Below are 26175 nucleotides of genomic sequence, written 5' to 3'. Positions count from 1 at the left end.
CGGTCACACCTGCGAGCCGCCCCCCGATATCCCGCACGTCATGTCCCCGTAACCAGTGATTCAGCCAGGCTTGCGACGCTCACCCAATGACGCCCGCCGTGCCTGAGCCTTCACCGCCCCCAGAGGGCATCCAGGGGACCGGAGCGGCCCAGCCGGTCCCGGCCGCGCTCCCGCCCGCGCGTTCCGACGCGCCCGTCCCGGGCCGGGCGCGGAACAATGGGGTCATGAGCCAGCCAAACGCCCAGTCGCAGGTACAGCACGCGCAGCCGTCCGTCGGTTCCCTGACCTCCCACCGCCCGCACACGGTGTCGGCCGTGGTCTCCGACCTGGAGCCGGACATCGACGCCGACCTCGACGAGTACGAGGAGGCACCCTACGACGGCGAACTGCTGCCGCAGGGCCGCTTCCTCGACCGGGAGCGCAGCTGGCTCGCGTTCAACGAGCGGGTGCTCGAACTGGCCGAGGACCCGAACACCCCGCTCCTCGAACGGGCTAATTTCCTCGCGATCTTCGCCAGCAACCTGGACGAGTTCTTCATGGTCCGGGTGGCCGGCCTCAAGCGCCGCATAGCCACCGGCGTCGCCACCCGCTCCGCCTCCGGCCTCCAGCCCCGCGAGGTGCTGGAGATGATCTGGGCCCGCTCCCGCGAGCTGATGGCCCGGCACGCCGCCTGCTACCAGGAGGACGTCGCCCCGGCGCTCGCCGAGGAGGGCGTGCACCTGGTCCGCTGGGCCGAGCTGACGGAGAAGGAGCAGGCCCGCCTGTTCACCCTCTTCCGCCACCAGATCTTCCCGGTGCTGACCCCGCTGGCCGTCGACCCCGCGCACCCCTTCCCGTACATCTCGGGCCTCTCCCTGAACCTCGCGGTCGTCGTACGGAACCCGGTGAGCGGACACCGCCACTTCGCGCGCGTCAAGGTCCCGCCGCTGCTCTCCCGCTTCCTGGAGGCCTCGCCGAGCCGGTACGTGCCCATCGAGGACGTCATCGCCGCGCACCTCGAAGAGCTGTTCCCCGGCATGGAGGTGCTGGAGCACCACGCCTTCCGCCTCACCCGCAACGAGGACCTGGAGGTCGAGGAGGACGACGCCGAGAACCTCCTCCAGGCCCTGGAGAAGGAACTGATGCGGCGCCGCTTCGGCCCGCCGGTGCGCCTGGAGGTCGAGGAGTCCATCGACCGTTACGTCCTCGACCTGCTCGTACGCGAACTGAAGATCACCGAGGCGGAGGTGTACCCGCTGCCCGGCCCCCTCGACCTCACCGGCCTCTTCGGCATCTCCTCCCTCGACCGGCCCGAGCTGAAGTTCCCCAAGTTCATCGCGGGCACCCACCGCGATCTGGCCGAGGTCGAGTCGTCGTCCGCGCCGGACATCTTCGCCGCCCTGCGCGAACGGGACGTGCTCCTGCACCACCCGTACGACAGCTTCTCGACCTCGGTCCAGGCGTTCCTGGAGCAGGCGGCGGGCGACGACGACGTCCTCGCCATCAAGCAGACCCTGTACCGCACCTCCGGCGACTCCCCGATCGTGGACGCGCTCATCGAGGCGGCGGAGGCGGGCAAGCAGGTCCTCGTCCTGGTCGAGATCAAGGCCCGCTTCGACGAGCAGGCGAACATCAAGTGGGCGCGCAAGCTGGAGGAGTCCGGCTGCCATGTCGTGTACGGCCTCGTCGGCCTCAAGACCCACTGCAAGCTGTCCCTGGTGGTCCGCCAGGAGGGCGACACGCTGCGCCGCTACTCCCACGTCGGCACCGGCAACTACCACCCGAAGACGGCCCGCCTGTACGAGGACCTGGGCCTCCTGACGGCGGACCAGCAGGTCGGCGCGGACCTCTCGGACCTCTTCAACCGGCTGTCCGGCTACTCCCGCCGCGAGACCTACCGCCGCCTCCTGGTGGCCCCCAAGTCGCTGCGCGACGGCCTGATCTCACGGATCAACAAGGAGGTCCAGCACCACCGTGCCGGACGTCCCGCGTACGTCCGTATCAAGGTCAACTCGATGGTGGACGAGGCGATCATCGACGCGCTGTACCGCGCCTCCCAGGCGGGCGTCCCGTGCGACGTCTGGGTGCGCGGCATCTGCGCGGTACGCCCAGGGGTCCCTGGCCTGTCCGAGAACATTCGAGTCCGTTCCGTACTCGGCCGCTTCCTCGAACACTCCCGGGTCTTCGTCTTCGGCAACGGCGGCGAGCCCGAGGTGTGGTTCGGCAGCGCCGACATGATGCACCGCAACCTCGACCGCCGTATCGAGGCACTGGTCAGGGTCACCGACCCGGCCCACCGGGCCTCGATCAACCGGATGCTCGAAACCGGTATGTCCGACACCACACAGTCCTGGCACCTGGGCCCGGACGGCGAGTGGACCCGGCACGCGACGGACGCGGAGGGGCACCCTCTGCGCAACGTCCAGGAGATGCTCATAGACGCCCGGAGGCGCAGGCGTGGCACAGCAACACCTTGACCCGACCGACCCCACGACGGCCGGACCCGTGACCGCCGACGCGCTGGCGGACTACCTGCAGGCGCAGGCGACGGAGTTCCTCCGCGCCCTGCGCCTGCACAGGGAGACCGGCACGAGCGCCGGGGAGGACCCCGTGGACGCGGCCCGCGCCCTGCGCCACGCGGCCCGCCGCATCACGGGCACCCTCCACACCTTCCGCCCGCTCCTCGACCCCACATGGTCGGAGACGATGCACCCCGAACTGGCCTGGCTGTCAGGCACCTTGGCAAGGGAACACGCCTACGCCTCCCGCCTGGAACGCCTGCTACTGGCCCTGCAACGCCTCTCGGGCACGGTCCCGCTCCCGGCACAGGGCGGCGGCGGGGGCTCGGCCGTGAGCGGCAGAACCGGCTTCGCCGTGGACGGCTGGGCGGGCGGCGGTACGGGCAGCCGGGCAGCCGTCGGCAAGGCCGGCAGGGCAGGGTCCGCTGCGGACAGCCGGGCCGGAGGCGGTACGGACCGTAAGGCCGGGTCCGCTGCAGACGACCGGGCCGGAGGCAGTACGGACGGCAGGGCAGGGTCCACTGCGGACAGCCGGGCCGGAGTCGGTACGGACCGCCAGGCCGGGTCCGCTGCGGACAGCCGGGCCGGAGGCAGTGCGGACGGCAGGACAGGGTCCGCTACGGACGACCGGGCCGGAGTCGGTACGGACGGCAGGACAGGGTCCACTGCAGACAGCCGGGCCGGAGGCAGTGCTGGCAGCCGGAGCGGCTCTGCCTCGGACGCCCGGGGCGGGTACGCCTCGGACAGCGGGTCCGGCTTCGCCGACGGCAGCCGGACCGGCTCCGCAGGGGACAGCCAGGCCGGGGCCGCAGGTGGCAGCCAGGCCGGTTCCGCCGAAGGCAACCGAACGGGCTCACCAGCGGACAACCGGGCCAGGGCCGCCGACGGCAGCCGGACCGGCTCCGCCCCGGGCGGCCGACTGGGCTCCGCAGCGGACGGCAGGGCCGGGTTCGGCGACGGCAGCCGACCTGGCTCCGTCGCGGACAGCCGTGGCGGCTCCGACACGGGCACCCGCTCCGCACCGGGCAGCCGAGCCGCCTCCGCCTCAAGCAGCCGGACCAGCCCCGCCGTGGGGAGTCGTTCCGCCAGGGCGGATGCCGTCCTGAAGCGAGGGGAACCCGGCACCACCGGCCCCTCGGCCCACCCCGCGACCCCCGACCGCGGCAACCTCACCGTGGGCGCCGCGAAGGCAGGCGCCCTGCTCGAACGGCAGCTCACCCTCGCCCGCACCCGAGCCCACTCCGCGGCCCTGCAAGCCCTGGGCTCAAGCCGCTTCCACGCCGTGGCGGACAACGTGGCGGTGCTGGCCAGCGAGGTCCCCCTGACCCCCGCGGCTTCCGGCGCCACCCTCGACCTGCGCATCCTCGCCGCCGCAGCGGACGAACGCCTCTGCGACGCCGTCAACGCCCTCCCCCTCCTCACCGCCGGCCACCCCTACAACGCCGAGGCCCTCATCCACGGCCTCTCCCCGGACCCCGCCCCGCACCCCCAGGACGCCCCCTGGCACCACGTCCGCCTCCTCCTGCGCCTGCGCCGTTACGCGCACGAGGTCCTGGACGGCGACGAGGCCCGCGTGGACCTGCGCATGCTGACGGCGGGCACGGCGCTCAACCGCCACCGCGACGCCTCCGAGGCCGCGGCGGCGGCAGCGGCGGCGGCCCGCACCCCGCGCATCGCCCCCGCGACGGCGTACGCCCTCGGCGTGCTCCACGCCGACCAGCGCCACGAGGTCGAGGCGGCGAGGTTCGCGTTCCAGCAGTCCTGGGAGCGGAAGGCGATGAGCACGAGGTGACCTCGGCCGACGAACACCCCGTATTCGCGGCGGGCTGCGTCCTGTGGCGCCGCTCTCCGGTGGACGGCGGCCTGGAGATCTGCCTGGTCCACCGCCCGAAGTACGACGACTGGTCGCACCCCAAGGGCCGGCTGAAGCACGACGAGGAGACCCTCGCCGCCGCGCTGCGCGAGGTCGAGGAGGAGACGGGCTACGAGGCCGCCCCCGGCGCACCCCTCACCCCCACCCACTACGACGTCAACGGCCGCCCCAAGCAGGTGAGTTACTGGGAGGCGGAGGCGGTGTCGGGCACCTTCGCCCCGAACGACGAGGTCGACCTGATCCTCTGGCTCCCCCCGGCCGAGGCCCGCGAACGCCTGACCCAGCCCCGCGACAGGGACCTGATCGACGAACTCCTGACCCTGCGAAGCCGCCAGAACCAGAGCTAGAACCAGAGCCAGGCCAGAGCCAGGCCAGAGCTAGGGCCGGTCCGCCTGGTGGTGCCCCTTGCCGTCCGTACGGGCCATGCTGCGGGCCCGCCGGGCCGGCCCGCGCCAGCCGCAGACGCATCTGGCGAAGCAAAAAGGGCCGTGCTCCACCATGGAAACGGAGTGTTCTTCGGGAAACCGGGAGGGTTCGCTTCGTTCCTGCTGCGCCACACGAACAACGGTACCCACCCCCAGGCAAAGGACCGGTATACGCGTGACAACCTCCCCCACCCCTCGTTAAGCGGAACGACAGGGGCCGTGCACCGGCGGCCCGGCATGGGGGTGGGCGGCGATGGACCGGCGGCGGCACTGGCGAGCGGGCGGGGCGGTCGGCAGGGCCGCCGTGACGACAGGCCTCCTGATCTGCGCCACCGGCTGCACGGGCGGCGGCGAGGCGGCCCTCGGGGACCCGGCCACCGCGGACGCCCGCCCGAGGACCGACGCGGTACGGGTCCTGCACCGCGCCGCCGGAACCCTGGTCGACGCGGGCACCTCCCGGACCACCACCTCCATGGAGATGGCCACCGGCGGCACCCGGGTCACCATCCGGGGCGAGGGCGTCTACGACTACGGCAAGCAGCTCGGCCGCCTGACGGTGATGCTCCCGCAGGACCCGGCGGGAGCCAGTCCGCACCGCCCGATCACCGAACTCCTCGCCCCCGGCGCCCTGTTCATGAAGAACCGGGGCGCGGGCGTGCCCGCCGACAAATGGGTACGGGTGGACACGGCGACCCTGTCCGACGGCAACCTGGTGACGGGCGGCGCCACCGACCCCTTCGCCGCCGCCGAGGTCCTGCGCGGGACGCGCGAGGCGACCTACGTCGGCCGGACCCGGGTCGCCGGCACCGAGGTACGACACTACCGGGGCACCGCCGACCTCGCCGAGGCCTCGAAGAACGCCTCGCCGGGCAACAGGGGCCCGCTGGGAGCGGCGGCGAAAGGGTTCGCCACGGCCGAGGTCCCGTTCGAGGCGTACCTCGACGACGAGGGCCGTATCCGCAAGCTGCTGCACCGCTTCAGCTTCGTCAACGGCCAGCACAAGAGCACCGTCGCGGTCGCCTCGACGACGCTGCTTTACGACTTCGGGGCCCCCGTGCTCGTACGACTGCCGAGGCCCGCGGACATCTACGCGGGCCGGATCGCCGAGGAGTGAGACCGGCGGGACGGCCGGACCGGGGAAACTGCGGGACTGGGGAAACGGCGGGACTGGCGTCCGGAAATAGGGGAAGGTGAGCCGGGGCGGGCAACCCGGACCGCCCCGGCTGCGTCCGCCGTAGCGCAAGGACTAGCCCGTCCGTGCCATGCGCGTTGTGTAGACCGCTGCCTACTCTAGGAAGCGGGACAGCAGAGAAGAGGTGATGCACGTGGCTCCGGTCGGCGGTACGGCAGTTCAGGACCACGTGGCCCTCGCCGAGATCGAGCTGTGCGGAGAACTGATCATCGCGGCCTCGGCGGCTGCCGGTGAGCGGCTCAGCCTGGAGAGCATCGACCGGGTGCTGAAGGTGGCGGAGGAACGCGAGGGGCGCAAGGTCACGTCGGCTGGCTGAAAACCGCCGGAGCCGGACGGGACGGCAGCGCGGGGTGGGTCAGGTGCGCAGCAGGCGCCCGATCGCCTTGGTCGCCTCCTCCACCTTCGCGTCGATCTCCGTACCGCCCTTGAGGGCCGCGTCCGCGACGCAGTGGCGCAGGTGCTCCTCCAGGAGCTGGAGCGCGAAGGACTGCAGGGCCTTGGTGGACGCGGAGACCTGGGTGAGTATGTCGATGCAGTAGACGTCCTCGTCGACCATCCGCTGGAGCCCGCGGATCTGCCCCTCGATCCGGCGCAGCCGCTTCAGGTGCTCGTCCTTCTGCTTGTGGTACCCGTGCACGACGTCGGTCGTCATCGCGTGATCCTCCCGTTGGACACACCTGGGACACAAAAGCGCCCATATACCCCTGCCGGGTATATGGTAACCAACTTTGCTGGGTACAGGGCCAGGTGTACGAAGGGGTGCACAGCTGGGTATAGACCACTGTGCAGTCCCCGCGGTCCGATGGGCGACACTGGGGGACGACCCGTTGTCGACCCGTTAGCCGTGGCCGGATGTTGCGCCTAGCATCAGCCTGACCGAACCCGAAGGACTCCGAGGACCCCAAGTGCGATTTCGTCTGACCCCCAGGGAGACGAGCTTCTACGACATGTTCGCCGCCTCCGCGGACAACATCGTCACGGGCTCGCGGCTCCTCATGGAACTGCTCGGGGCGGACGCCTCCGGCCGGGCCGAGATCGCAGAGCGTATGCGGGCCGCCGAACACGCCGGTGACGACGCCACACACGCGATCTTCCACCAGCTGAACTCCTCGTTCATCACGCCCTTCGACCGCGAGGACATCTACGCGCTCGCATCGTCCCTGGACGACATCATGGACTTCATGGAGGAGGCCGTCGACCTGGTCGTCCTCTACAACGTGGAGGAGCTGCCCAAGGGCGTCGAGCAGCAGATCGAGGTGCTGGCGCGGGCGGCGGAGCTGACGGCGGAGGCCATGCCGAACCTCCGCACGATGGACAACCTCACGGAGTACTGGATCGAGGTGAACCGGCTGGAGAACCAGGCGGACCAGATCCACAGAAAGCTTCTTGCACACCTGTTCAACGGCAAGTACGACGCGATCGAGGTGCTGAAGCTCAAGCAGATCGTGGATGTGCTTGAGGAGGCGGCGGACGCCTTCGAGCACGTGGCGAACACGGTGGAGACCATCGCGGTCAAGGAGTCCTGACCTCTACATGGACACCTTCGCACTGATCGTGACCATCGGGGTCGCGCTCGGATTCACGTACACGAACGGCTTTCACGACTCGGCGAACGCCATCGCCACATCCGTTTCCACCCGCGCCCTGACCCCCCGGGCGGCCCTGGCGATGGCCGCCGCGATGAACCTGCTGGGCGCGTTCCTGGGCAACGGCGTCGCGAAGACGGTGAGCGAGGGCCTGATCGAGACGCCCAAGGGCTCCTCGGGCATGGCGATCCTGTTCGCGGCGCTGGTCGGCGCGATCACCTGGAACCTGGTCACCTGGTACTTCGGCCTCCCGTCCTCCTCCTCGCACGCGCTGTTCGGCGGCATGGTGGGCGCGGCCCTGGCGGGCGGTACGAAGGTCTACTGGTCCGGCGTCCTGGACAAGGTCGTCATCCCGATGTTCGTCTCCCCGCTGGTGGGCCTGCTGGCGGGCTACCTGGTGATGACGGCGATCATGTGGATCTTCCGCCGGGCGAACCCGAGCAAGGCGAAGCGCGGCTTCCGCATCGCGCAGACGGTGTCGGCGGCGGGCATGGCCCTCGGCCACGGCCTCCAGGACGCCCAGAAGACGATGGGCATCGTGGTGATGGCCCTGGTCATCGCGGACGTGGAGGACTACGGCGACCCGATCCCGGTCTGGGTCAAGATCGCCTGCGCGGTGACCCTGTCCCTGGGCACGTACGCGGGCGGCTGGCGCATCATGCGCACCATGGGCCGCAAGATCATCGAGCTGGACCCGCCCCAGGGCTTCGCGGCGGAGACGACGGGCGCGTCGATCATGTTCATCACGGCGTACCTCTTCAAGACCCCGGTCTCCACGACCCATGTGATCACCTCGGCGATCATGGGCGTGGGCGCGACGAAGCGGGTGAAGGCCGTGCGGTGGGGGGTCGCCAAGAACATCGTCCTGGGCTGGTTCATCACGATGCCGGCGGCGGCGGGGGTGGCGGCGGCGGGGTACGGGGTCGTCCGGCTGGCGTTCCTGTAGGTCCGCCGACCGTACGCAACATACCGATACCGAAAAACGAGAACGTCATTTACAGGGATGCCCAATAACGTTACCGTCTGGGCACCCAGTCCGGGAACCCCGCTCCCGGACTCCTCCCAGGAGATGTCATGCACATGAAGTTAAGGTGGGTGAAAGCCGTCCGCAGGTGCCTCGCACTGGCGGCGTCGACCCCCCTCTTCCTGCTCGCAGCCACCCCCACAGCCACCGCGCAGCCGCCCTCCACCGCAACCACGGCAGCCGCGCCCACCGTCACCGGCCCGGTGACTGGCGGCAACGGCAGCCCCGTCCTCTACGGAACGACGGCGTTCGACCTGGGCACCGTCGGCTACACCCAGTCCGAGTACCTCGTCTCGGGCACCGCCGCCGCCTACGCACCCGAGGCCCCCCTCACACCCGACGGCCGCTGGCAGGTCGCCCCCGCGAGCACGGCCCCGTACACCACCCGCGTGGTCGTGAACCGCCCCGCCGACCCCGCCCGGTTCAACGGCACCGTCGTGGTGGAGTGGCTGAACGTCACCGCCGGGGTGGACGCGGCCCCGGAGTGGATCTACACCCACAACGAACTGATCCGGGAGGGCTTCGCCTGGGTCGGCGTCTCCGCGCAGGCCGCAGGGGCGAACGCCACCAAGGCCGCCGACCCGGTCCGCTACACGGCCATGTCCCACCCGGGTGACAGTTACTCCTACGACATCTACTCACAGGCCGGCCAGGCCGTACGGGACTCCGCAGCCACCGTCCTCGACGGGCTGCGCCCGCGCACCGTGCTGGCCAACGGCGAGTCGCAGTCCGCGTTCCGCCTCACCACGTACATCAACGCCGTCCACCCCCTGGTCTCCGTCTACGACGGCTTCCTGGTCCACAGCCGCAGCGGCACCGGCGCCCCCCTGTCCCAGGCACCCCAGCCGAACGTCCCGACCCCCTCCGTGGTCCCCCTCCGCACCGACCTCGACGCACCGGTACTCGTCGTCCAGGCCGAGACCGACGTACTGGCGCTCGGCTCCCTGGCCGCCCGCCAGGACGACACCCCCCGCCTGCGGCTCTGGGAGGTGGCCGGCACCTCGCACGCCGACGCCTACCTCTCCATCGGCCCCCGCGACGACGGCAGCGGCGCCGCAGGTCTCCAGAACCTGAACGCCCTGCTCACTCCCCCGACCCGAACCGGCTGCGCCTCCCCGGTCAACGCCGGTCCGGCGCACTACGTCCTGGACACCGCCCAGTACGCCCTGAACCGCTGGGCGACCACGGGCATCCCCCCTGCCCGAGCACCCCGCCTCCAGGTGGACACGTCGGGCCCGACCCCCGCCTTCGTCCTGGACACCCACGGCAACGTGGAGGGCGGCATCCGCACCCCACAGGTGGACACCCCGCTGGCCACCCTCTCCGGCCTGGGCCAGTCCGGAGGAGCGGCCTGCTTCCTCTTCGGCACGACCACCCCGTTCAGCGCGGAGAAACTGGCCGCTCTGTACCCCACCCACACCGAGTTCGTCACAAGGTGGACAACCAGCACGGCCCGGTCCACAGCCGCGGGCTTCATCCGCCCGGCAGACGCGATCGAACTGATCCGAGCGGCCCGGGACTCCGACATCGGCGCCTGACCCGCACGGGGGCGGACGGACACGAAGCAGCAGGGCCCGCCCGCCCCCACACCGCAACACGACCGCGGCCCGCACAGCCCCGACGGGGTGGTGCGGGCCGCGTAGTCACGGACGCCGGGATTCACCAGCAGTGTGCGAGGCAGGCAGGGGCCTCGGTGGAGTGGGTCAGGTGCCGGGCCAGGTGACCGTCTGCCCCTCGGGGGTGACGGTGATGCCGAAGCGATCCAACGACGGGGATCCGTCCCGGCGCCAACGGGTGACGTGCTCCTCGATGGCGTCCCACAGCAGGGTGGGGCCGCCCTGACGCACCACCCAGCCGTCGCGGTCCTGGTGGAGGACGGCCCACGCTTCGGCCTCGACGTCGATCAGGACATGTTCCTCCCGGCCGTCACGGTCAAGGGTGACGCGCTGGGCGCGGGGTGCGGCGAGCTGGGCGACGAAGCGGGTGTTCCAGTCGTCCAGGATGTCAGCGCCAAGGCGTGCGGGGCGTTGGCTGCCCGTGTCCAGGTCGGGCAGGGTCCCGAGGGGCGGCGGGCTCTGTGGTCGGGCAAGCATGAACGAGATCTGCCCGCTGAGGAAGTGACCTGTGGCGGTGCCGTCGTCGTGCACGATCAACCGGGCGAGTTCCGAGGAGTAGAGCCAGCCGCTCACCGTGGCGAGGATGATGCCGCCGGGACGGGTCTGGGCGAGCCACTCGGCGGGGACGGTGGTGATCCCGCACGTGGCGATGACCCGGTCGTAGGGGCCGCCGTCCTTGTGGCCGAGAAGCCCGTCACCCACGACCAGGTTCGGACGGTGGCCGAGCCGGCCGAGGGCGGCGCGCGCCCGGCCCGAGACTCCTTCGTCGACCTCGACGGAGGTCACCCGGTCGTCCCCGAGACGGTGACAGGCGAGGGCGGTGGAGTAGCCGGTCCCCGTGCCGATTTCGAGGACCTGGTGGGCGTCGTCGACCTGGAGGTCTTCCCACATCCGCACGACCAGGCCGGGCATGGTGGAGGACGACGTGGGCGCCCGCAGGATCTCGCCCCGGATGTCTGTGGGCACGATGGTCCCGGCGATCTGGGTCACGAGGGACTCGTCTTCGTAGCAACGGCTCAGCCACTGCGGGGAGTCGGGCATGACCGGCCGCCACGCGGTCGGGCCCGGTCCCGCCACCCGGTCGAAGAACCCGCCGCGCAGGAACTCGTGCCGGGGCACGGCTTCGACGGCCGCCAGCCATGGGCCGGTACGCAGGTGGAGGCTCTGGGAGAGCTGCCGGGCCAGCCGATGCCTCAGCTCCTGGTCGTCGGTCACGTCGTCTTCCTTTCGAGGAGATCCGCCATCGTCGCCGTCATGGGCAACCCGGTCTCCGGCTCCAGCCACGCCCACTGTCCGGAGCTGTTGCATTCCAGGAACCACCATGTCCCGTCGCGGCCCACTGCGAAGTCGAAAGCGCCGAACACGAGCCCGAAGTGGGCGAGGTAGGTGTGAAGGGCCTCGGTTGTGCCGGGCGGCGGCTGGACCACGGTGTAGGTGAGCCTGCTGTAGTCGGTGCGCCAGTCGAGGAGACCGGAGTCGATACGGACCGCGAACACCTGGTCGCCCATGACCGTGACCCGGACGTCCGCGGATTTCTCCACGCGGGACTGGAAGAGGTGAGCGGTACCGGCCACGGCATCGTCGATTTCCTCGGCGGCGGCCTCCAGCACCTCGACCGTGCAGGAGACCCCTTCGTCGTTGCGGTACAGCGGAGTCGACAGCGGCTTGTGGACGACGGGTCCGCAGGCCTTGATGAACGAGCGAGCCGCGTCGGGGTCGGAGGTGATGAGGGTGGGCGGGACCCGGAACCCGGCGCGTACGGCGACGTCGAGCCCGGCCGGTTTGAACTCGGCGTCGCCGATGCGGTGGGGGTGGTTCACGTACAGGCATCCGGGCAGGGACGCCAGGACTACGCCGAGGCCGTAGCGGGCCTGCGTGACGGCGAAACGGGCCGTCTGTTCGTCCAGGTGGGGGAACGTGAATCCGGAGGGGCGGCGGTAGTAGAGGGAGCGAACGCGGGACAGGTCCGCTGTGCGGGTGGGCGTGGTCAGCGTGCCTTCGACGCCCTCGCCGGTGATGGTGGCCGCGAACGACAGGGTGGCGGGGAAGTCCCCGGAGTCGAACCGCACGACCGGGACGCCCCGGCCGTGCAGTTCCTCGATCACCAGGTCGGTCGTGGGGTCGTCCATGTTGGTGACGACCAGAACCGGACCCTTGTGTGTCACTGGTCGCTGTCGTTCCCCGTGTCCTGGTCACCGCCGCCGTTTCCGCCACCACCTGAACCGTCGGAGGGGTTACCGGTGTTGGTGGCGGGGTTGGTGCCGGTGCTCGTGCCGTGGCCGGGCATCATCATCGGCTGCCCGGCCGTGTCGAAGTACCGGCCGGTCTGGGTGACGGGGTCCAGTTCGACGCGGGCGTACGACGGGGCCATGGCCGGGTACGGGATCATGCGCCGCAGTCCCCACGGCAGGGGAGTACTGACACCATTGGGCAGTGGTGTCCCGGTGGGGAGCCGGTCGGAGTGGGCGTACATGTGTGCCTCCGTAGGTGTGGATGGTGTGCTGAGGGTGTCGACGGGGAACTCGTTGTTTTGCTGATGGATAGGCCGGGCGGAAATCCGGGGATCTGACAGGGGCGCAGTCGTCCGGCAGCAGCACGCCCAGGAGCTGGCGCGAGGGATCTACGTCCAGCTCACAGGCGGCGACGCTCGCGCACCCTTCGGCGTGCCAGGTGGGGATCGACTGCCGCCGAGCTGCCTCATGACGTGACCTCGTCGTCCTTCACGACGACCAGCTCGGCCCAGACGGTCTTGCCCCAGCGGTATTTGTCGTACCCCCACCGGTCCGCCATCACCTCGACCAGGAGCAGCCCCCGGCCGCCCTCGTGGCCGCTGTTGCCTGCGCCCAACTCCGGTAGCCGACAGGACTTGTCGGTCACGCCGATGCGTACGCGGTCCACTCCCATCCGTCGGACGGAGACCTTGATGAGGCGGCAGGACGTGTGCCGAACGGAGTTGGAGACCAGTTCGGAGACGACCAACCGACCCACGTCGGCCAGGTCGCCGAGACCCCAAGTGCTCAGCGACGCGACCACCAGCCGCCGGGCCGTACCTGCTGATTCCGGCTTGCACAGCAACGAAGTGGTGTAGCCCGGCGCACCGACCGGGATAGGTTGTACGGCCGTCATGGTCACGACGCCCCGCCCAGGCCGACGCTCCGTCTGGTGGAATCGTGGGAGGCGGTGGGCAGGAGAGCGGGCCGCCTGTCGGTACTGGTCTGGGTCATCGCCATATCGCGGCCTTCGCTCGCCGACGGGTGGGGGTGCGGTACGCCTCTGACAGGAATCCAGGGGCGTACCGGTCGCACATGTGCCCGAACTCCCGTAAAGGGAGGGGACGTTGTACTGACACCCAGTGAACGATCACCTGCGGCATGCGACCATCGCCCATGCGGCACCCGCATACGACTATGCGCTGGGCGGGTACGGGTAGGAGCCCTGAGCCGCAGAGACTCGTAACGTGGGGGCAGCCGTGGACTTCCGGACAGGGCCGGTGCGGGAGGCTTCACGGGCTGGGGACTACGGACGGGTGATCGAACTCGTCCGCTCCGACCGAGGGATGACGCAGGCGGCCTTGGGCCAGGCCCTCGGCATGAGCCAGTCCGCTGTGTCCCGTCTGGAAGCGAAGGGAACCACGGCCTACAGCACAGACATTCTGGCGGCGGCTGCCGCGCATCTGGCGATCCCGCCGAACCTTGTCGGGCTTGCCGACGGCCACCACCGGACACACGCGAAAGACGAGTCTGACGTGGACCGACGCCGATTCCTCGGCGGGGCTGCGGCCGTGGCCGCTACCCCTGCACTGGCCGCACTCCCTGACCCGGGCGACACGGCAGGCGAGCAGGCGGCGGCGCTTCGGCTGAGTACGTCCGCGTATCGGCGCCTCGACGGCTCCACCTCGGCCAGGGATCTGGAGGAGTCCGTCAAAGCGCACATGCGCCTGATCCAGGCCATCACCCGCGACGCGCATGCCGACCAGCGCCCCCGACTGGCGGCCGTCGGCAGTGAGGCGGCGAGCCTGGCCGGCTGGTTGGCGTGGGACATGGGCGACAACGGCAGCGCCCGCACGTGGTACGGCGCCGCCATCAGGGCCGCGCAAGCGGCAGGCAACCCGTTACTGACCGCCTATCAGACCGGCAGCCTCGCCCAGTTCGAGGCGCACGCGGGCAACGGCGTCCAGGCGCTGAATCTCGCGGCGAGAGCACGTCGCGCGCTGGGCGAACAGCGCCTCGCCGTCGCGGATTCGTGGCTGTCCAGCGTGGAGGCCCTGGCACACGCGGCGGCTGGGGACCGGCGCCGGGCCGACCGGTCCCTGACCGCGTCGCGGGCCGCCGTCGCCACCCTGGACGGACAGGAACCCCCGCCGTGGCCCTGGGTGTTCAGCTTCACCGAGACGAAGGTGGCCGCAGCCCGGGTGGCGTGCGGCGCACAACTCGGCCTCGCCGACTGGGTGTTGTCCGAGGACACCGGGGCACTCGCCACCGGCCACGAAAAACAGCGTGCGCTCCTGGTGCTCGACATTGCCTCCGGCCACCTCGCCGGAGGACGGGTGGACGCGGCGTTCGCCCTCGCCTCCCGTGCGCTGGAGACCGGGCTCAAGTACCGGTCGGGGCGGATCGTGGAGCGGGCGCGCACCCTGCGCCGTACCCTCACCACCACCGCGCCGCCCAAGCCGGTGCGGCACTTCGACGAGCAGTTGCACGGCGTCTACCTGTAGGAGGTTCAGGGTGCGGGTCGGAATCACAGGCCACCGCGGGCTCGACGCGGAGACAGAGGAACGTGTCCGGGCGATGCTGGGCGAGGCGGTGCGCGCCTACGACGTCGCGGAACTGCTCGCCGTCTCGTGCGTCGCCGACGGTCCCGACGCCTGGTTCGCGGAGGTGGTGTTGGAGCACGGAGGACACCTGGAGGTCGTCATCCCGGCCGCCGAATACCGCGAGAACCTCCCCGAGTGGCACCACGCCACGTACGACACCCTGCTGGCGAAGGCCTCCCACGTCCACGAGACCGGTCTGGTCGAGTCCACCTCGGAGGCGCATCAGGCGGGCAGCGAGATCCTTGTCGGCCTGGTCGACGAGCTGCTCGCCGTCTGGGACGGGAAGCCGGCCCGGGGATACGGCGGAACAGCCGACGTCGTCGCCTACGCCGAGCGCAACGGCGTCCCCGTACGGGTGCTGTGGCCCGCGGGCGCCGTGCGCTGACCGTCGCGTGTCCGCTGCGCTCACGGCGACGTGTTTCGTCCCCGCTCCCTTCTCAGCAGGGACGCCCCGAGCGGGGTCAGGGTGTGCAGGACGGTGTTGGCTCGGCGGTGGCTGGTGATCAGGCCCGTGTCCCGTAGGACCGTCGTGTGGTGGGTGGCCGTTCCGGCGGAGACTCCGGCGTAGCGGGCCGCCTCTGTCGTGGTGGCGCCTGTCGCCGTGGCGCGCAGGATGACCGAGCGGGTGTGGCCCAGGAGGGCCGCCAGCGGTGGGCCGGTGCGGTCCTCGACAACGTTGTGCGCGGTGGCCGGTTCGTGGTGGAGGGGGTACATCAGGACCGGCGGGAGGCCCGGGTCGACCAGGGCGACCGGTGTGCCCCAGCAGAAGTAGGAGGGGACCAGGAGCAGTCCGCGGCCGTTCAGCTGGACGTCCCGTTCGGTGCCGCCGTCGAACTCCAGGACGGGATGTCTCCAGCGCACGGCCGGCGTCAGGCTGCCGAGCAGGCCCTCGACCCCGTGGTCGAGCAGGGTTCTCGCATGCCGGACCCGCTCCGCTTCGAGGCACTCCCGCATCCGCTCCTCGTACGGCGTGATGACCGCCTGGTAGTACGCGCGGAGCAGCTCGACGACCTGGCCCCGCAGCTCGGCGCCGGCGAGCTGCGGGGCCCAGTCCGGAGCGCCCGCCGCGGCGGAGAGCAGCGTGATCTCCCGGGTCACCTGGGCCGGCGGGGTGGCCAGGACGGCCTCAAGGCCGTGGCCGAGGCCCTCGGACCCCTCCGTGGGGGTGAGGAAGTCCGGGAAGTAGCTCGCGCGGGGGAAGAGCGGCAGCAGCACGTTCCTGACGGCCCGCCCCAGCTCGGTCCCGTGCAGCCGGGCGGACGCCGTACGGTGCCACTCCGCGAACGCCCAACGCCCTTTCCTGGTCTGGAATCTGTGCAGGCTGGAGGCTATTTCCCACAGGGAGTGCGGTACTGCCACCACCCGGGTCCTGGCGAGATCCTCGGCGGTGAAATGGAAACGGACCATCCCCGTCCCTTCGCCCTGCCATCTGCGACTCTTCACCTGCTTCAAAGGAGCGTGACAGAGCGCGCCGCGCACCGGAACACTCGTTCAGGTCAGCCGGGATCCGTACCGGGAACGGCTGATCACGCCAACAACGAGGAGCACCGTCATGCGTAGAACACTGCGGGCGATGACCCCGCTCGTCCTCGCGGCCTCGCTCGTGACAGCGGGCAGTACCGCCGCCTTCGCAACCAGTACGGCGACCACCCCCACCAAGGCCACCACGGCGCCGGTGACCATCCAGAACGAACACGGCTGCCCCTACTCCAGCTCCCACCCCACCCTGAGGAGGGGCAGCGTAGGCAACGCCGTACGGCATCTGCAGTGCCTCCTGCAGTACTGGGGGTACCCGTACGTCGCCGTCGACGGCGAGTTCGGCCCGCTGACCGAGACCGCGGTCAGGGACTTCCAGGCCTACTGGGGTGTCCCGGGCGGCGCGGACGGCGTCGTGGGCACGAACACCTGGGCCTACCTCCACCGCTGAGCCGAGCCAGGCGAGGCACCCGCACAGGGCACACGAACGGGCCCGCCCCGGAGCGAATCCAGGGGCGGGCCCTATTCGACCTCGCGGTGGCACCGCCATGCAGCACCGCGAGGGGTCTTGAAGCGAGCCGGGAACAGCCCGGGCGCGGCCGGTCTAGCCGAAGCGGCCCGAGATGTAGTCCTCGGTCGCCTGCACCGACGGGTTGGAGAAGATCCGCTCCGTGTCGTCGATCTCGATCAGCTTGCCGGGCTGCCCGACCGCCGCGAGGTTGAAGAACGCCGTCTTGTCCGAGACACGCGCCGCCTGCTGCATGTTGTGCGTCACGATGACGATCGTGAACCGTTCCTTCAGCTCACCGATCAGGTCCTCGATCGCGAGCGTCGAGATCGGGTCGAGGGCCGAGCACGGCTCGTCCATCAGCAGCACCTTCGGCTCGACGGCAATCGCCCGCGCGATGCACAGCCGCTGCTGCTGACCGCCCGAAAGACCCGAACCGGGCTTGTTGAGACGGTCCTTGACCTCGTTCCAGAGGTTCGCGCCCTTCAGCGACTTCTCCACGACATCGCTCAGCTCGGACTTCTTGTACGAGCCGTTCAGCCGCAGCCCAGCCGCCACGTTGTCGTACACCGACATCGTCGGGAAGGGGTTCGGCCGCTGGAAGACCATGCCGACCTCACGCCGCACCGCCACCGGGTCGACCCCGGCGCCGTACAGGTTCTCGTCGTCGAGCATGACCTTGCCGTCGACCCGCCCGCCGGGGGTGACCTCGTGCATGCGGTTCAGGGTGCGCAGGAAGGTGGACTTGCCGCAGCCGGAGGGGCCGATGAAGGCCGTCACCGAGCGCGGCTCGACCGTCATCGAGATGTCCTCGATCGCGCGGAAGGAGCCGTAGTAGGCGCTGAGGCCGCTTACGTCGATTCGCTTGGCCATTGGATATCACTGCTTCTTTCGAGGGGTCAGCCGGCCGCCGGGGCGACCGGCTACAGGTCGCTGTCGTATGGCCGCGTCAGCGACCTGTCTTCGGTGCCTTCCAGCGGGCGATACCGCGGGCACCGAGGTTGAGGATCATCACGAAGGCGATCAGCGTGAGCGACGCCGCCCAGGCCCGGTCGTACGAAGCGTCCGTGCCGCCGCTGTACTGCTGATAGATGTACAGCGGAAGCGAGGCCTGCGCACCCTCGAAGGGGTTGTTGTTGATGAAAGGGTTGCCGAAGACCAGCAGCAGCACCGGCGCCGTCTCACCGGCGATACGGGCCACCGCCAGCATGATGCCGGTGGTGATGCCGCCGATGGCGGTCGGCAGGACCACCTTCAGGATGGTGCGCCACTTCGGGATGCCGAGCGCGAGGGAGGCCTCACGCAGCTCGTTCGGTACGAGCTTCAGCATCTCCTCCGTCGAGCGGACGACCACCGGCATCATCAGGATGGCCAGGGCCAGCGAGCCCGCGAAGCCGAAGGGCTGCATCTCGAACTGCAGCATGATGCTGAGGATGAAGAGGCCCGCGACGATCGACGGGATGCCCGTCATGACGTCCACGAAGAACGTGACCGCCTTGGCGAGCTTGCCGCGGCCGTACTCGACCAGGTAGATCGCGGTGAGGACGCCGATCGGCGCGCCCATCGCGGTGGCCAGACCGACCTGCTCCAGGCTGCCGATGATGGCGTGGTAGATGCCACCGCCCGGCTCGCTGTCGGCGACGACACCCATCGAGTGGGACAGGAAGTAGCCGTCGAGGACCTTCACACCGCGCGCGACGGTCGTCCAGACCAGGGAGACCAGCGGTACGACGGCGAGCAGGAAGGCGACCCAGACCAGCGAGGTCGCGATCCGGTCCTTGGCCTGCCGCTTGCCCTCGACGCGCGTGGCGATGACGTACGTACCGACGACGAAGAGGATCGCGGCGATCAGGCCCCACTGGATGTTGCTGTCCAGACCGGCGGCCAGGCTGATGCCGATCCCGAGGGCGACCGACCCGCCGGCGAGGGCGTACGGGAACCACTTGGGAAGGCGGGCGCCCTGGAGGGAGCCCTTGGGCTTCTGGGCTACGACGGTGCTCATGCGTTGGCCCCCGAGTACTCGGCGCGGCGGGCGATGATCGCGCGGGCGGCGCCGTTGACCACCAAGGTGATGACGAACAGGACGAGACCGGAGGCGATGAGCGCGTCACGGCCGAACTCGTTCGCCTCGCCGAACTTGGCGGCGATGTTCTGCGCGAAGGTGCCGCCGCCCGGGTCGAGCAGGCTGGTCTCGATGAGGAAGCTCGGGGAGAGGACGGTGGCGACGGCCATCGTCTCGCCCAGCGCGCGGCCGAGGCCGAGCATCGACGCGGAGATCACCCCGGAGCGCCCGAAGGGCAGCACCGACATGCGGATGACCTCCCAGCGGGTGGCGCCGAGGGCCAGCGCGGCCTCCTCGTTCATCCGCGGCGTCTGCCGGAAGACCTCACGGCTGACGTTGGTGATGACCGGCAGGATCATGATCGCGAGCAGGATGCCCACGGTCAGCATCGAGCGCGGAGCGCCCTCTTCCCAGGAGAAGACCCCGGTCCAGCCGAGGTAGTCGTTCAGCCAGCCGAAGAGGCCGTTCATGTTCGGTACGAGGATCAGCGCGCCCCACAGGCCGTACACGATGGACGGCACCGCGGCGAGCAGGTCGATCACGTACGCGATGGGGCCGCTCAGCTTGCGCGGGGCGTAGTGCGTGAGGAACAGCGCGATGGCGACGGCGACCGGGACCGCGATGACCATGGCGACGATCGAGGAGACGATCGTGCCGAAGGCCAGGACCGCGATGCCGAACTTCGGCGGGGTGACGTTGGTGTTCCACTCGAAGGTGGTGAGGAAGTTGCCGTCGTCCTTGCTGATCGCGAGGGTCGCGCGATAGGTCAGGAAGATCGCGATCGCTGCCATGATCGCCAGCAGCAGGATGCCCGAGCCGCGGGAGAGACCGAGGAAGATCCGGTCACCGGGTCGGGTGGCGCCACGGGCCGCGCGCTTCTGCTCGACCTGGGTCGGCTGGGGGGCGGGAGGCGGGGTGTCTGCGTTCTTGGTGGTTATGTCCATCGGGTTCTCCGGTCTGCGGGGCCGCACCCGGGGATGCGGCTCCTGGCGGCGGTGCACCGGACGGTGTGGCCGGGGCCGGCCCAGCGGCTACGAGCTGGGCGCCGGACCCCGGCCACACACTTCAGGTCAGGCCAGGCTCTCGACGGTCGTACGAACCTTGGCGATGATCTCGGCCGGGATCGGGGCGTAGTCGATACCGCTCAGGATGCCCTGGCCCTCTTCGCTGGTGATGTAGCGGAGGAAGGCCTTCGTGGCGGGCAGGGTGTCCGACTTGTTGCCCTTGTCGCAGACGATCTCGTACGTGACCAGGGTGATCGGGTAGGCGCCGTCGGCCGTGGTCTTGTAGTCGAGCTTGAGCGAGTAGTCGTTGCCGGTGCCGACGACCTGGGCGGCGGCGATGGCCTTGGTGGCACCGTCGGAGGACGGCTTGACCGGGGCGCTGGCGCCGGTGTCGATGGCGACCGAGGTCAGGTCCTTGGCGTACGACTGCTCCATGTAGCCGATCGCGCCCTCGGTCTGCTTGACCTGCGCGGCGATGCCCGCGGAGCCGGAGGCCGCCTGGCCGCCCTTGGCCTGCCAGGCCTTGCCGCCCTCGTAGGGCCAGTCCGACGGAGCGGTGGCGATCAGGTACTTGGTGAGGTTGTCCGTGGTGCCGGAGTCCTCGGAGCGGTGGAAGGCCTGGATCTTGGTGCTGGGGAGCTTCGCGTCCGGGTTCAGCGCCTTGATGGCGGCGTCGTCCCAGGTCGTGATCTTGCTGTTGAAGATCTTGGCGAGGGTGGGCGCGTCCAGGACCAGGTTGTCGACACCCGGGAGGTTGTAGGCGAGCGCGATGGCGCCGCCGACGGCCGGGAGGTCGATCGCGGTGCCGCCGGTGCAGACCGACTTGGAGGCGGTGACCTCGTCGGGCTTCAGCGCGGAGTCGGAACCGGCGAAGGCGACCGTGCCCTGCGTGAACGCGGTGACGCCGGCGCCCGAGCCGCCGCCCTTGTAGTTGATCTGCACGCCGGAGCAGGCCGCGGTGAAGCTCTTGACCCACGCGTCGATCGCGTTCTTCTGCGCGGAGGAGCCGTCGGCGAGCAGCTGGCCCTTGGCGTCGTCACACTTGATGGAGCTGTTCGCGGCGGTCGAGGCCCCGTCGCTGGCGCTCGTGCTCGTGCCGGTGTCGTCGGAGCCGCACGCCGTGAGGGCCAGGGCGCCGGAGACGGCGAGAGCACCGAGGGTGAGGGCCCGCCGGTTCATGCGCTGAAGCTTCACTGTCGGGAGTTCCTTCCAGAAGCCGCCGTCCTGAATCCGGCGGCGTGCGAGGTAACGAAGAGTGGGTGGCGCTCAGGCGTCCGTGGAGGCACACCGAGCACCGGGTAGGGCCGAAATTAGGCAGATCAGGTGAAGCCACCTACGGGCGCAGGTAAACGGAGGGTGAACCCCTGCGGTCGGTGCGGTGAGGTCACGGAATGCTCACGGGGAGAACACGTGTGGGTCCCGACCGGAGGAACGCCCCCGGCGGTTCGGCCGATGCGGTAGGGACCAGGAAACGGACCGGAACCCATCCTTCCACTCCCTCTCGCGAACACGTCCGACGATGGAACCCACGATCCATGGAACCCGTCTCGTTCGACGGGAGCCAACGCGGGCTCAAACGGAGGAATCGAGACCCCCGGGACCCGAGGAGGAGCACCATGCGGCGGCGGACGTTCATGGAAGGCGGCATGGCCGCCCTGGCGACGATGACGACGGCGGCGTGCACGGGCGCGGGCGCGGACACGAAGAAGGGGAACTCCGCGGCCCCGGCGTCGACGACCGCCCTGACGACCACGAGCGCCTCGACCCCCGCCAACTGGACGGCCCTGGGCCGCGACCTGGACGGCCCGCTGATCCGCCCGGGCGACGCCTCCTGGCCGGCGGCCCGCCAGCTCTACAACACCCGCTTCGACGGCCTGAAACCGGCCGCGGTGGCGTACGTGGCCCATCCGGACGACATCCGCACGGCACTCGCGTACGCCCGCGCCCACTCGGTCCCCGTGGCGATCCGCAACGGCGGCCACTCGTACGCGGGCTGGTCCTCGGGCAACGGCCGCCTGATCATCGACGTATCGAAACTGAACAAAATCCGGACATCAAGCGGCACGACGGTGGTCGGAGCGGGCTCAAAACTGATCGACGTCTACCGAGCCCTGACGGCGAAGGGCGTCACGATCCCGGCGGGCTCGTGCCCGACGGTCGGAGTGTCGGGCCTGACGCTGGGCGGCGGCCACGGCGTGGTGTCGAGGGCGTACGGCCTGACCTGCGACAGCCTCACCCAGGCGACCCTGATCACGGCGGACGGCCGACAACTGACGGCGAACGCGACCACGAACAAGGACCTCTTCTGGGCCCTGCGGGGCGCGGGCAACGGCAACTTCGGCGTCGTCACGGAACTGCACTTCCGCACCCACCCGGCCCCGCAGGCGGTGGCGGCGTACCTGTCGTGGCCGTGGCGGAAGGCGGCGGCGGTGATGAAGGCCTGGCAGGAGTGGGGCCCGACCCAGCCGGACGAGATCTGGTCCGCCCTGCACGTGGCGAACGCGGCGGGCGGCACCCCGACGATCTCGATCTCGGCGTTCTCCCTGGGCACATACACGGAACTGCAGAACGCGGTGGACCGCCTGGCGGACAGAATCGGTTCCCCGGCGACGAGCGTCTCGCTGAAGCGGCGTTCGTACGAGGAGGCGATGGAGGTGTACGCGGGCTGCTCGTCCTTCGCGACGGACGCCCAGTGCCACCTCCCGGGCTCAACCCCGGGCCGCTCCCCGCAGGGCGCCCTGGGCCGGGAGACGTACGCGGCCCGCTCGGACTTCTACGACCGCTCGCTGTCGGCCGCGGGCATCCAGACGCTCCTCACCCAGCTGACCTCGGTGCGGGGCGGCTCGGGCAGCATCGCGTTCACGGCACTGGGCGGCGCGGTGAACCGGGTCTCACCGACGGCGACGGCGTTCGTGCACCGCCGCTCCAGGATGCTGGCCCAGTACATCGTGTCGTGGCGGGCGGGCACGACGGGGACGACGGCACAGTCCTGGCTCACCTCGGCCCACAACGCGATGTCCCCGTACGCCTCGGGCGCCGCCTACCAGAACTACACGGACCCGACGCTGAGGAACTGGCGCAAGGCGTATTACGGGGACGCGGCGACGCGCCTGACGAAGCTGAAGCACGAGTACGACCCGAGCAGGGTGTTCACGTACCCGCAGGCGCTGTAGGGGTGAGCGCGGGTAGCGGGCGCGATGCGTGCGGTACGTGCGACGGACGCGCTGCCGCTACGCGGCCAGGTCCCGCGCCTCGGCACCCGCCCGGGACCCCGGGACCACCGCACCGGCACCGCTGTCGGACTCCGGTCCCGACCCGGACCCGGACCGGTCCCCGCGGGCCCGGATCAGCGCCCCGGCCCGCCCTGACCTCTCGATCGCCCGGGTGACCGGCGTGAGCAGCGCCATCGCGACCGGCGACAGCAGCAACGCGACCGCGGTCCCGAGCGCGAACCCGCCGACCACGTCCGTCGGGTAGTGCACCCCCATGTACACGCGGCAGAAGCCCTCCAGCAGCGCGATCCCTATCCCCACCAGGCCGAACCTCCGGTTCGCCACGAACAGCCCGACCCCCATCGCCATGGTGATCGTCGCGTGATCGCTCACGAAGGAGTAGTCGGTCTTCCCGGAGACCAGGACCTCAAGCCCCTGATGATCCAGAAAGGGACGGGGCCGCTCCACGAACCCCCGTATGGGAATGTTCACCAGCACGGCGACCGCCGCGGCGAGCGGCGCCCAGACCAGCGCGGCGACGGACACGGCCGCCGCGTCCCCGTCCCGCCGCCGGACGCTCCACCAGCAGCACACGATCAGCAGTGCCATGGCGGCGAGCAACCCGTACTCGCCCACCACCCCGACCACCCGGTCGAACCACCGGGGCGCGTCCTTGGCCAGGCCGTTGATGTCGTAGAGCAGGTCGACGTCGGGGTTCGACCCGGATTCGGCGAGTCCAGCCATGGCGCTGCGGCCCCTTCGTCGTCACTTCCACATTCCACTGCCGCCGACGGCACGCCTGACAGACGTGACACGAGTGACCGACAGCGATTCCGCTACTGCAACAGGAACGCACGGTCTCCGTTAATACGTTCCACTCTCCACCGAATGATCACGCAGACGTTATCGAAGAGAGATACATCGCCGCAGCTCAGGGGATGGTTTCACACTGCGCTCACACGGCCGTGGGCAACGCTTTCGCGCCATCTTCGGTCACCCGGGTCGCCCCGAAGTAATCGGGGGTGTCGATGGGATCGAACCGAATGACCGCACCGGTACGCGGAGCGTCAATCATGTAACCGCCACCCACATAAATCCCGACATGCCGGATGGCCCGGGAGTTGGTGAGGTCGTCGGAGAAGAACACCAGATCCCCCGGCAGCAGCTCGGCCCGGGAAGGGTGCGGCCCGGCGTTGTACTGGTCGTTGGCGACCCGCGGCAGCTCGATCCCGACACTCTCGTACGCGGCCTGCGTGAGCCCGGAGCAGTCGAAGCGTCCGCCCTGCTCAGCGGTACCGGTACCGCCCCACAGGTAGGGCGTACCGAGCTTCCCCTGGGCGTACGTGATCGCCGCGGCGGCCTGCTCGGAGGGGTCGACGCGCCCCACAGGCGCGGCAAAGCTGACCTGCAGCGTGGTGATGGTCTTCACATAGTTCTGCGTCTCCGCATACGGCGGCACACCCCCGTATTTGATGACGGCGTACGCCCCCGCGTTGTAGGCGGCGAGCATGTTGTGCGTCGGGTCCCCGGGCGCGTCCTTGACATACGAAGCCAGCTCGCAGTCGTACGAAGCGGCCGACGGAATCGCGTCATTCGGATCCCACACATCCCGGTCGCCGTCACCGTCGCCGTCGATTCCGTGCGTGGCCCAGGTGCCGGGGATGAATTGCGCTATCCCTTCCGCCTTTGCCGGACTCTTCGCATTCGGATTGAATCCGCTCTCCTGGTACAGCTGAGCGGCGAGCAGCGCGGGATTGATGGCGGGGCACAGATTGCCCCACTTCTGCACGAGCGCCGAATAGGCGGCCGGCACGGCCCCCTTGGCGAGCGCGACGCTCCCGCCGCCGACCCCACCGGCGACGTTCCCGGCGACGAGATAGACCCCGACGACGAGCAGCATCACGAAGCTGAGGGTGCCCCCGACGGCAACACTCGCCACGATCCATGCCTTACGCACCGTCAACCGCCCCTCACCGCCAGGGATTACGCCCACGTCAGTGTAAGGGGGCTACCCGATCCACAGGGTGATCATGACGAAACGCGCCGCACTTCAGGAAGCGTTCAAGAAGCGCCGGCGGCCTCCCGATACAGAGCGGCAGCCGCACTCCCCAGCACGGCGCTGTAGGACACGTCATCGGTGGCCCCACCCTGCTGGAACCCCCCGAGCACCCCCACGACATCCCCCGCCCCGTCCACCCAGGGACTCCCACTGGTCCCGTCGGTGAAGTCGGGACACTCGATGCGCTGCTGCGTGGAACTGTGCACGGTAGGCCGATTGACACAGGTAAGAGGCGACTCACGAACATTGGGATACCCGGTGACAACGAGATCACTGACCCCGGTCCCTCTCCCCGTGACAAGGACATTGCCCCCCACAACATCCTGAACCTCCCGCCCACCCCTCCCGGCGGCGAGCCGGGCAAAGGCGAAGTCGCTGTCCTCATCGGCCCGATCACTCCAGGCCCTGGGCACAAAGGTCCTGACCACCCGCCACACCCCGTACGGCGCCCGCCCGTCCCGATACCCGGGCACGAAGACGACGTCGGTGTCCCCGTCCCCGCTCAGACAGTGCGCGGCGGTGAGAACCAGATCCCGCCCACCACTGCGCACGACAGAAGCGGTACAGAAGTGCCCACCCTCCAGATCCCCGTTGAACAGGGCCCCGACACGAGCACCACGAGGCACCGAGGGAGCGGCAGGAGCCGCCTGCGCGACGGCGGCCCCACCGAGGACCCCCGAGGCCGCACTCCCGGGCCCCGCCCCGGAGACGGAGGTGACGGCGAGCAGCGCGACGACGACAAGCAGCGCGTGCCGCCGGTTGCCGGGGGGACGAGTGGGGCGTTTCATCACCCCGACACTGTCCCTCCCAAAAGAAAGAAACTCCTG

24 protein-coding genes and 3 pseudogenes are annotated in these 26175 nt (G+C 70.0%); 14 read left to right on the top strand and 13 right to left on the bottom strand.

All coding sequences use genetic code 11. From position 1 onward, the window contains the following. Positions 1-224 precede the first annotated feature (224 nt). From CW359_RS34020 to CW359_RS33995, 6 genes and pseudogenes are all read left to right on the top strand, one after another. Entirely contained in the window at positions 225-2456 is a 2232-nt protein-coding gene (locus CW359_RS34020) for an RNA degradosome polyphosphate kinase (protein WP_198655498.1), read from the top strand. Beyond that, positions 2437-2937, top strand: a pseudogene (locus tag CW359_RS34015) (CHAD domain-containing protein); the annotation flags it as partial. The gene CW359_RS34020 and the pseudogene CW359_RS34015, both read left to right, overlap by 20 nt. A 708-nt stretch (positions 2938-3645) precedes the next feature. Further along, positions 3646-4290 (top strand): annotated as a pseudogene (locus CW359_RS34010) (CHAD domain-containing protein); the annotation flags it as partial. Beyond that, a complete protein-coding gene (locus CW359_RS34005; RefSeq protein ID WP_105974065.1) occupies positions 4287-4718 on the top strand; it encodes an NUDIX hydrolase in 432 nt (143 codons plus the stop codon). The pseudogene CW359_RS34010 and the gene CW359_RS34005, both read left to right, overlap by 4 nt. 331 nt (positions 4719-5049) lie before the next feature. Further along, positions 5050-5910: an SCO4651 family lipoprotein gene (locus CW359_RS34000; protein WP_105974064.1), complete on the top strand. Its 861-nt coding sequence runs from the start codon at positions 5050-5052 to the stop codon at positions 5908-5910. Positions 5911-6115: 205 nt separating this feature from the next. Continuing rightward, positions 6116-6304 (top strand): hypothetical protein, encoded by a 189-nt coding sequence (locus tag CW359_RS33995; protein ID WP_105974063.1) that lies wholly within the window; start codon positions 6116-6118, stop codon positions 6302-6304. Positions 6305-6343: 39 nt separating this feature from the next. Here the strand turns inward: CW359_RS33995 and CW359_RS33990 are convergent, their stop codons facing one another. Further along, a complete protein-coding gene (locus CW359_RS33990) occupies positions 6344-6640 on the bottom strand; it encodes a metal-sensitive transcriptional regulator (RefSeq protein WP_105974062.1) in 297 nt (98 codons plus the stop codon). 253 nt (positions 6641-6893) lie between these two features. Here CW359_RS33990 and CW359_RS33985 point away from each other — a divergent pair, with 253 nt between their 5' ends. From CW359_RS33985 to CW359_RS33975, 3 genes are all read left to right on the top strand, one after another. Beyond that, on the top strand, positions 6894-7514 hold the full coding sequence (locus tag CW359_RS33985; protein WP_105974061.1) for a DUF47 domain-containing protein: 621 nt from the start codon (positions 6894-6896) through the stop codon (positions 7512-7514). A gap of 7 nt (positions 7515-7521) precedes the next feature. Continuing rightward, on the top strand, positions 7522-8520 hold the full coding sequence (locus tag CW359_RS33980) for an inorganic phosphate transporter (RefSeq protein ID WP_105974060.1): 999 nt from the start codon (positions 7522-7524) through the stop codon (positions 8518-8520). A 128-nt stretch (positions 8521-8648) separates the two neighbouring features. Next, positions 8649-10136: an alpha/beta hydrolase domain-containing protein gene (locus tag CW359_RS33975; RefSeq protein WP_232838730.1), complete on the top strand. Its 1488-nt coding sequence runs from the start codon at positions 8649-8651 to the stop codon at positions 10134-10136. A gap of 165 nt (positions 10137-10301) precedes the next feature. Here the strand turns inward: CW359_RS33975 and tgmC are convergent, their stop codons facing one another. The 4 genes from tgmC to CW359_RS33955 all read right to left on the bottom strand — a co-directional run bounded on the left by tgmC (position 10302) and on the right by CW359_RS33955 (position 13340). Next, entirely contained in the window at positions 10302-11429 is a 1128-nt protein-coding gene (gene tgmC / locus CW359_RS33970) for an ATP-grasp peptide maturase system methyltransferase (RefSeq protein WP_105974059.1), read from the bottom strand. Then, positions 11426-12379 (bottom strand): ATP-grasp ribosomal peptide maturase, encoded by a 954-nt coding sequence (tgmB, locus tag CW359_RS33965; RefSeq protein ID WP_105974058.1) that lies wholly within the window; start codon positions 12377-12379, stop codon positions 11426-11428. Before tgmB ends, tgmC begins: the two co-directional genes overlap by 4 nt. Next, positions 12376-12687, bottom strand: a complete 312-nt coding sequence (gene tgmA / locus CW359_RS33960; RefSeq protein WP_105974057.1) for a putative ATP-grasp-modified RiPP — start codon at positions 12685-12687, stop codon at positions 12376-12378. Before tgmA ends, tgmB begins: the two co-directional genes overlap by 4 nt. Positions 12688-12911: 224 nt before the next feature. Beyond that, positions 12912-13340, bottom strand: coding sequence for an ATP-binding protein (locus CW359_RS33955; RefSeq protein ID WP_105974108.1), 429 nt, complete (start codon positions 13338-13340; stop codon positions 12912-12914). Between the two features lie 430 nt (positions 13341-13770). Between CW359_RS33955 and CW359_RS46825 the strand changes: the two are divergent. The 3 genes and pseudogenes from CW359_RS46825 to CW359_RS33945 all read left to right on the top strand — a co-directional run. Further along, a pseudogene (locus CW359_RS46825) lies at positions 13771-13851 on the top strand (helix-turn-helix domain-containing protein); the annotation flags it as partial. 108 nt (positions 13852-13959) lie between these two features. Next, complete coding sequence (locus tag CW359_RS33950) at positions 13960-14928, top strand: NsdA family TPR-like regulatory protein (protein ID WP_232838733.1); 969 nt, start codon at positions 13960-13962, stop codon at positions 14926-14928. Positions 14929-14938: 10 nt separating this feature from the next. Continuing rightward, complete coding sequence (locus CW359_RS33945) at positions 14939-15412, top strand: hypothetical protein (RefSeq protein WP_105974055.1); 474 nt, start codon at positions 14939-14941, stop codon at positions 15410-15412. Between the two features lie 20 nt (positions 15413-15432). Here the strand turns inward: CW359_RS33945 and CW359_RS33940 are convergent, their stop codons facing one another. Then, positions 15433-16434: a DUF5937 family protein gene (locus CW359_RS33940; protein WP_105974054.1), complete on the bottom strand. Its 1002-nt coding sequence runs from the start codon at positions 16432-16434 to the stop codon at positions 15433-15435. A 145-nt stretch (positions 16435-16579) separates the two neighbouring features. On the opposite strand from CW359_RS33940, the gene CW359_RS33935 reads away from it, so the two are divergent. Further along, complete coding sequence (locus tag CW359_RS33935; protein WP_232838729.1) at positions 16580-16954, top strand: peptidoglycan-binding domain-containing protein; 375 nt, start codon at positions 16580-16582, stop codon at positions 16952-16954. Positions 16955-17107: 153 nt separating this feature from the next. On the opposite strand, the gene pstB is transcribed toward CW359_RS33935, so the two are convergent. The 4 genes from pstB to pstS all read right to left on the bottom strand — a co-directional run bounded on the left by pstB (position 17108) and on the right by pstS (position 21271). Next, positions 17108-17884: a phosphate ABC transporter ATP-binding protein PstB gene (gene pstB / locus CW359_RS33930; protein ID WP_105974052.1), complete on the bottom strand. Its 777-nt coding sequence runs from the start codon at positions 17882-17884 to the stop codon at positions 17108-17110. 76 nt (positions 17885-17960) lie between these two features. Then, complete coding sequence (gene pstA, locus CW359_RS33925; RefSeq protein ID WP_105974051.1) at positions 17961-19013, bottom strand: phosphate ABC transporter permease PstA; 1053 nt, start codon at positions 19011-19013, stop codon at positions 17961-17963. Continuing rightward, positions 19010-20017: a phosphate ABC transporter permease subunit PstC gene (gene pstC / locus CW359_RS33920; protein ID WP_105974050.1), complete on the bottom strand. Its 1008-nt coding sequence runs from the start codon at positions 20015-20017 to the stop codon at positions 19010-19012. The genes pstA and pstC overlap by 4 nt, the downstream gene beginning before the upstream one ends. Before the next feature lie 126 nt (positions 20018-20143). Then, on the bottom strand, positions 20144-21271 hold the full coding sequence (gene pstS / locus CW359_RS33915; RefSeq protein WP_105974049.1) for a phosphate ABC transporter substrate-binding protein PstS: 1128 nt from the start codon (positions 21269-21271) through the stop codon (positions 20144-20146). Between the two features lie 422 nt (positions 21272-21693). On the opposite strand from pstS, the gene CW359_RS33910 reads away from it, so the two are divergent. After that, positions 21694-23250, top strand: coding sequence for an FAD-binding oxidoreductase (locus CW359_RS33910; RefSeq protein ID WP_105974048.1), 1557 nt, complete (start codon positions 21694-21696; stop codon positions 23248-23250). 57 nt (positions 23251-23307) lie between these two features. Here CW359_RS33910 and CW359_RS33905 read toward each other — a convergent pair whose 3' ends face one another. The 3 genes from CW359_RS33905 to CW359_RS33895 all read right to left on the bottom strand — a co-directional run bounded on the left by CW359_RS33905 (position 23308) and on the right by CW359_RS33895 (position 26136). Continuing rightward, positions 23308-24033, bottom strand: coding sequence for a phosphatase PAP2 family protein (locus CW359_RS33905; RefSeq protein ID WP_105974047.1), 726 nt, complete (start codon positions 24031-24033; stop codon positions 23308-23310). Positions 24034-24244: 211 nt separating this feature from the next. Continuing rightward, positions 24245-25252, bottom strand: coding sequence for a C40 family peptidase (locus tag CW359_RS33900; protein ID WP_232838732.1), 1008 nt, complete (start codon positions 25250-25252; stop codon positions 24245-24247). Between the two features lie 98 nt (positions 25253-25350). Then, on the bottom strand, positions 25351-26136 hold the full coding sequence (locus CW359_RS33895) for a trypsin-like serine peptidase (RefSeq protein ID WP_105974046.1): 786 nt from the start codon (positions 26134-26136) through the stop codon (positions 25351-25353). Positions 26137-26175 lie beyond the last annotated feature (39 nt).

The organism is Streptomyces geranii (assembly GCF_002954775.1).
GTDB classification, from domain to species: domain Bacteria; phylum Actinomycetota; class Actinomycetes; order Streptomycetales; family Streptomycetaceae; genus Streptomyces; species Streptomyces geranii.
This window is presented reverse-complemented; position numbering and strand designations above follow the sequence as displayed.

Bases quoted from the DNA above. Each gene is read 5' to 3' on its own strand.
- CW359_RS34020 (WP_198655498.1), top strand. From the start codon at position 225: ATGAGCCAGCCAAACGCCCAGTCGCAGGTACAGCACGCGCAGCCGTCC.
- CW359_RS34000 (WP_105974064.1), top strand. From the start codon at position 5,050: ATGGACCGGCGGCGGCACTGGCGAGCGGGCGGGGCGGTCGGCAGGGCC.
- CW359_RS33995 (WP_105974063.1), top strand. From the start codon at position 6,116: ATGCACGTGGCTCCGGTCGGCGGTACGGCAGTTCAGGACCACGTGGCC.
- CW359_RS33990 (WP_105974062.1), bottom strand. From the start codon at position 6,640: ATGACGACCGACGTCGTGCACGGGTACCACAAGCAGAAGGACGAGCAC.
- CW359_RS33980 (WP_105974060.1), top strand. From the start codon at position 7,522: ATGGACACCTTCGCACTGATCGTGACCATCGGGGTCGCGCTCGGATTC.
- CW359_RS33975 (WP_232838730.1), top strand. From the start codon at position 8,649: ATGCACATGAAGTTAAGGTGGGTGAAAGCCGTCCGCAGGTGCCTCGCA.
- tgmA (WP_105974057.1), bottom strand. From the start codon at position 12,687: ATGTACGCCCACTCCGACCGGCTCCCCACCGGGACACCACTGCCCAAT.
- CW359_RS33955 (WP_105974108.1), bottom strand. From the start codon at position 13,340: ATGACGGCCGTACAACCTATCCCGGTCGGTGCGCCGGGCTACACCACT.
- CW359_RS33940 (WP_105974054.1), bottom strand. From the start codon at position 16,434: ATGGTCCGTTTCCATTTCACCGCCGAGGATCTCGCCAGGACCCGGGTG.
- CW359_RS33935 (WP_232838729.1), top strand. From the start codon at position 16,580: ATGCGTAGAACACTGCGGGCGATGACCCCGCTCGTCCTCGCGGCCTCG.
- pstB (WP_105974052.1), bottom strand. From the start codon at position 17,884: ATGGCCAAGCGAATCGACGTAAGCGGCCTCAGCGCCTACTACGGCTCC.
- pstA (WP_105974051.1), bottom strand. From the start codon at position 19,013: ATGAGCACCGTCGTAGCCCAGAAGCCCAAGGGCTCCCTCCAGGGCGCC.
- pstC (WP_105974050.1), bottom strand. From the start codon at position 20,017: ATGGACATAACCACCAAGAACGCAGACACCCCGCCTCCCGCCCCCCAG.
- CW359_RS33910 (WP_105974048.1), top strand. From the start codon at position 21,694: ATGCGGCGGCGGACGTTCATGGAAGGCGGCATGGCCGCCCTGGCGACG.
- CW359_RS33905 (WP_105974047.1), bottom strand. From the start codon at position 24,033: ATGGCTGGACTCGCCGAATCCGGGTCGAACCCCGACGTCGACCTGCTC.
- CW359_RS33895 (WP_105974046.1), bottom strand. From the start codon at position 26,136: ATGAAACGCCCCACTCGTCCCCCCGGCAACCGGCGGCACGCGCTGCTT.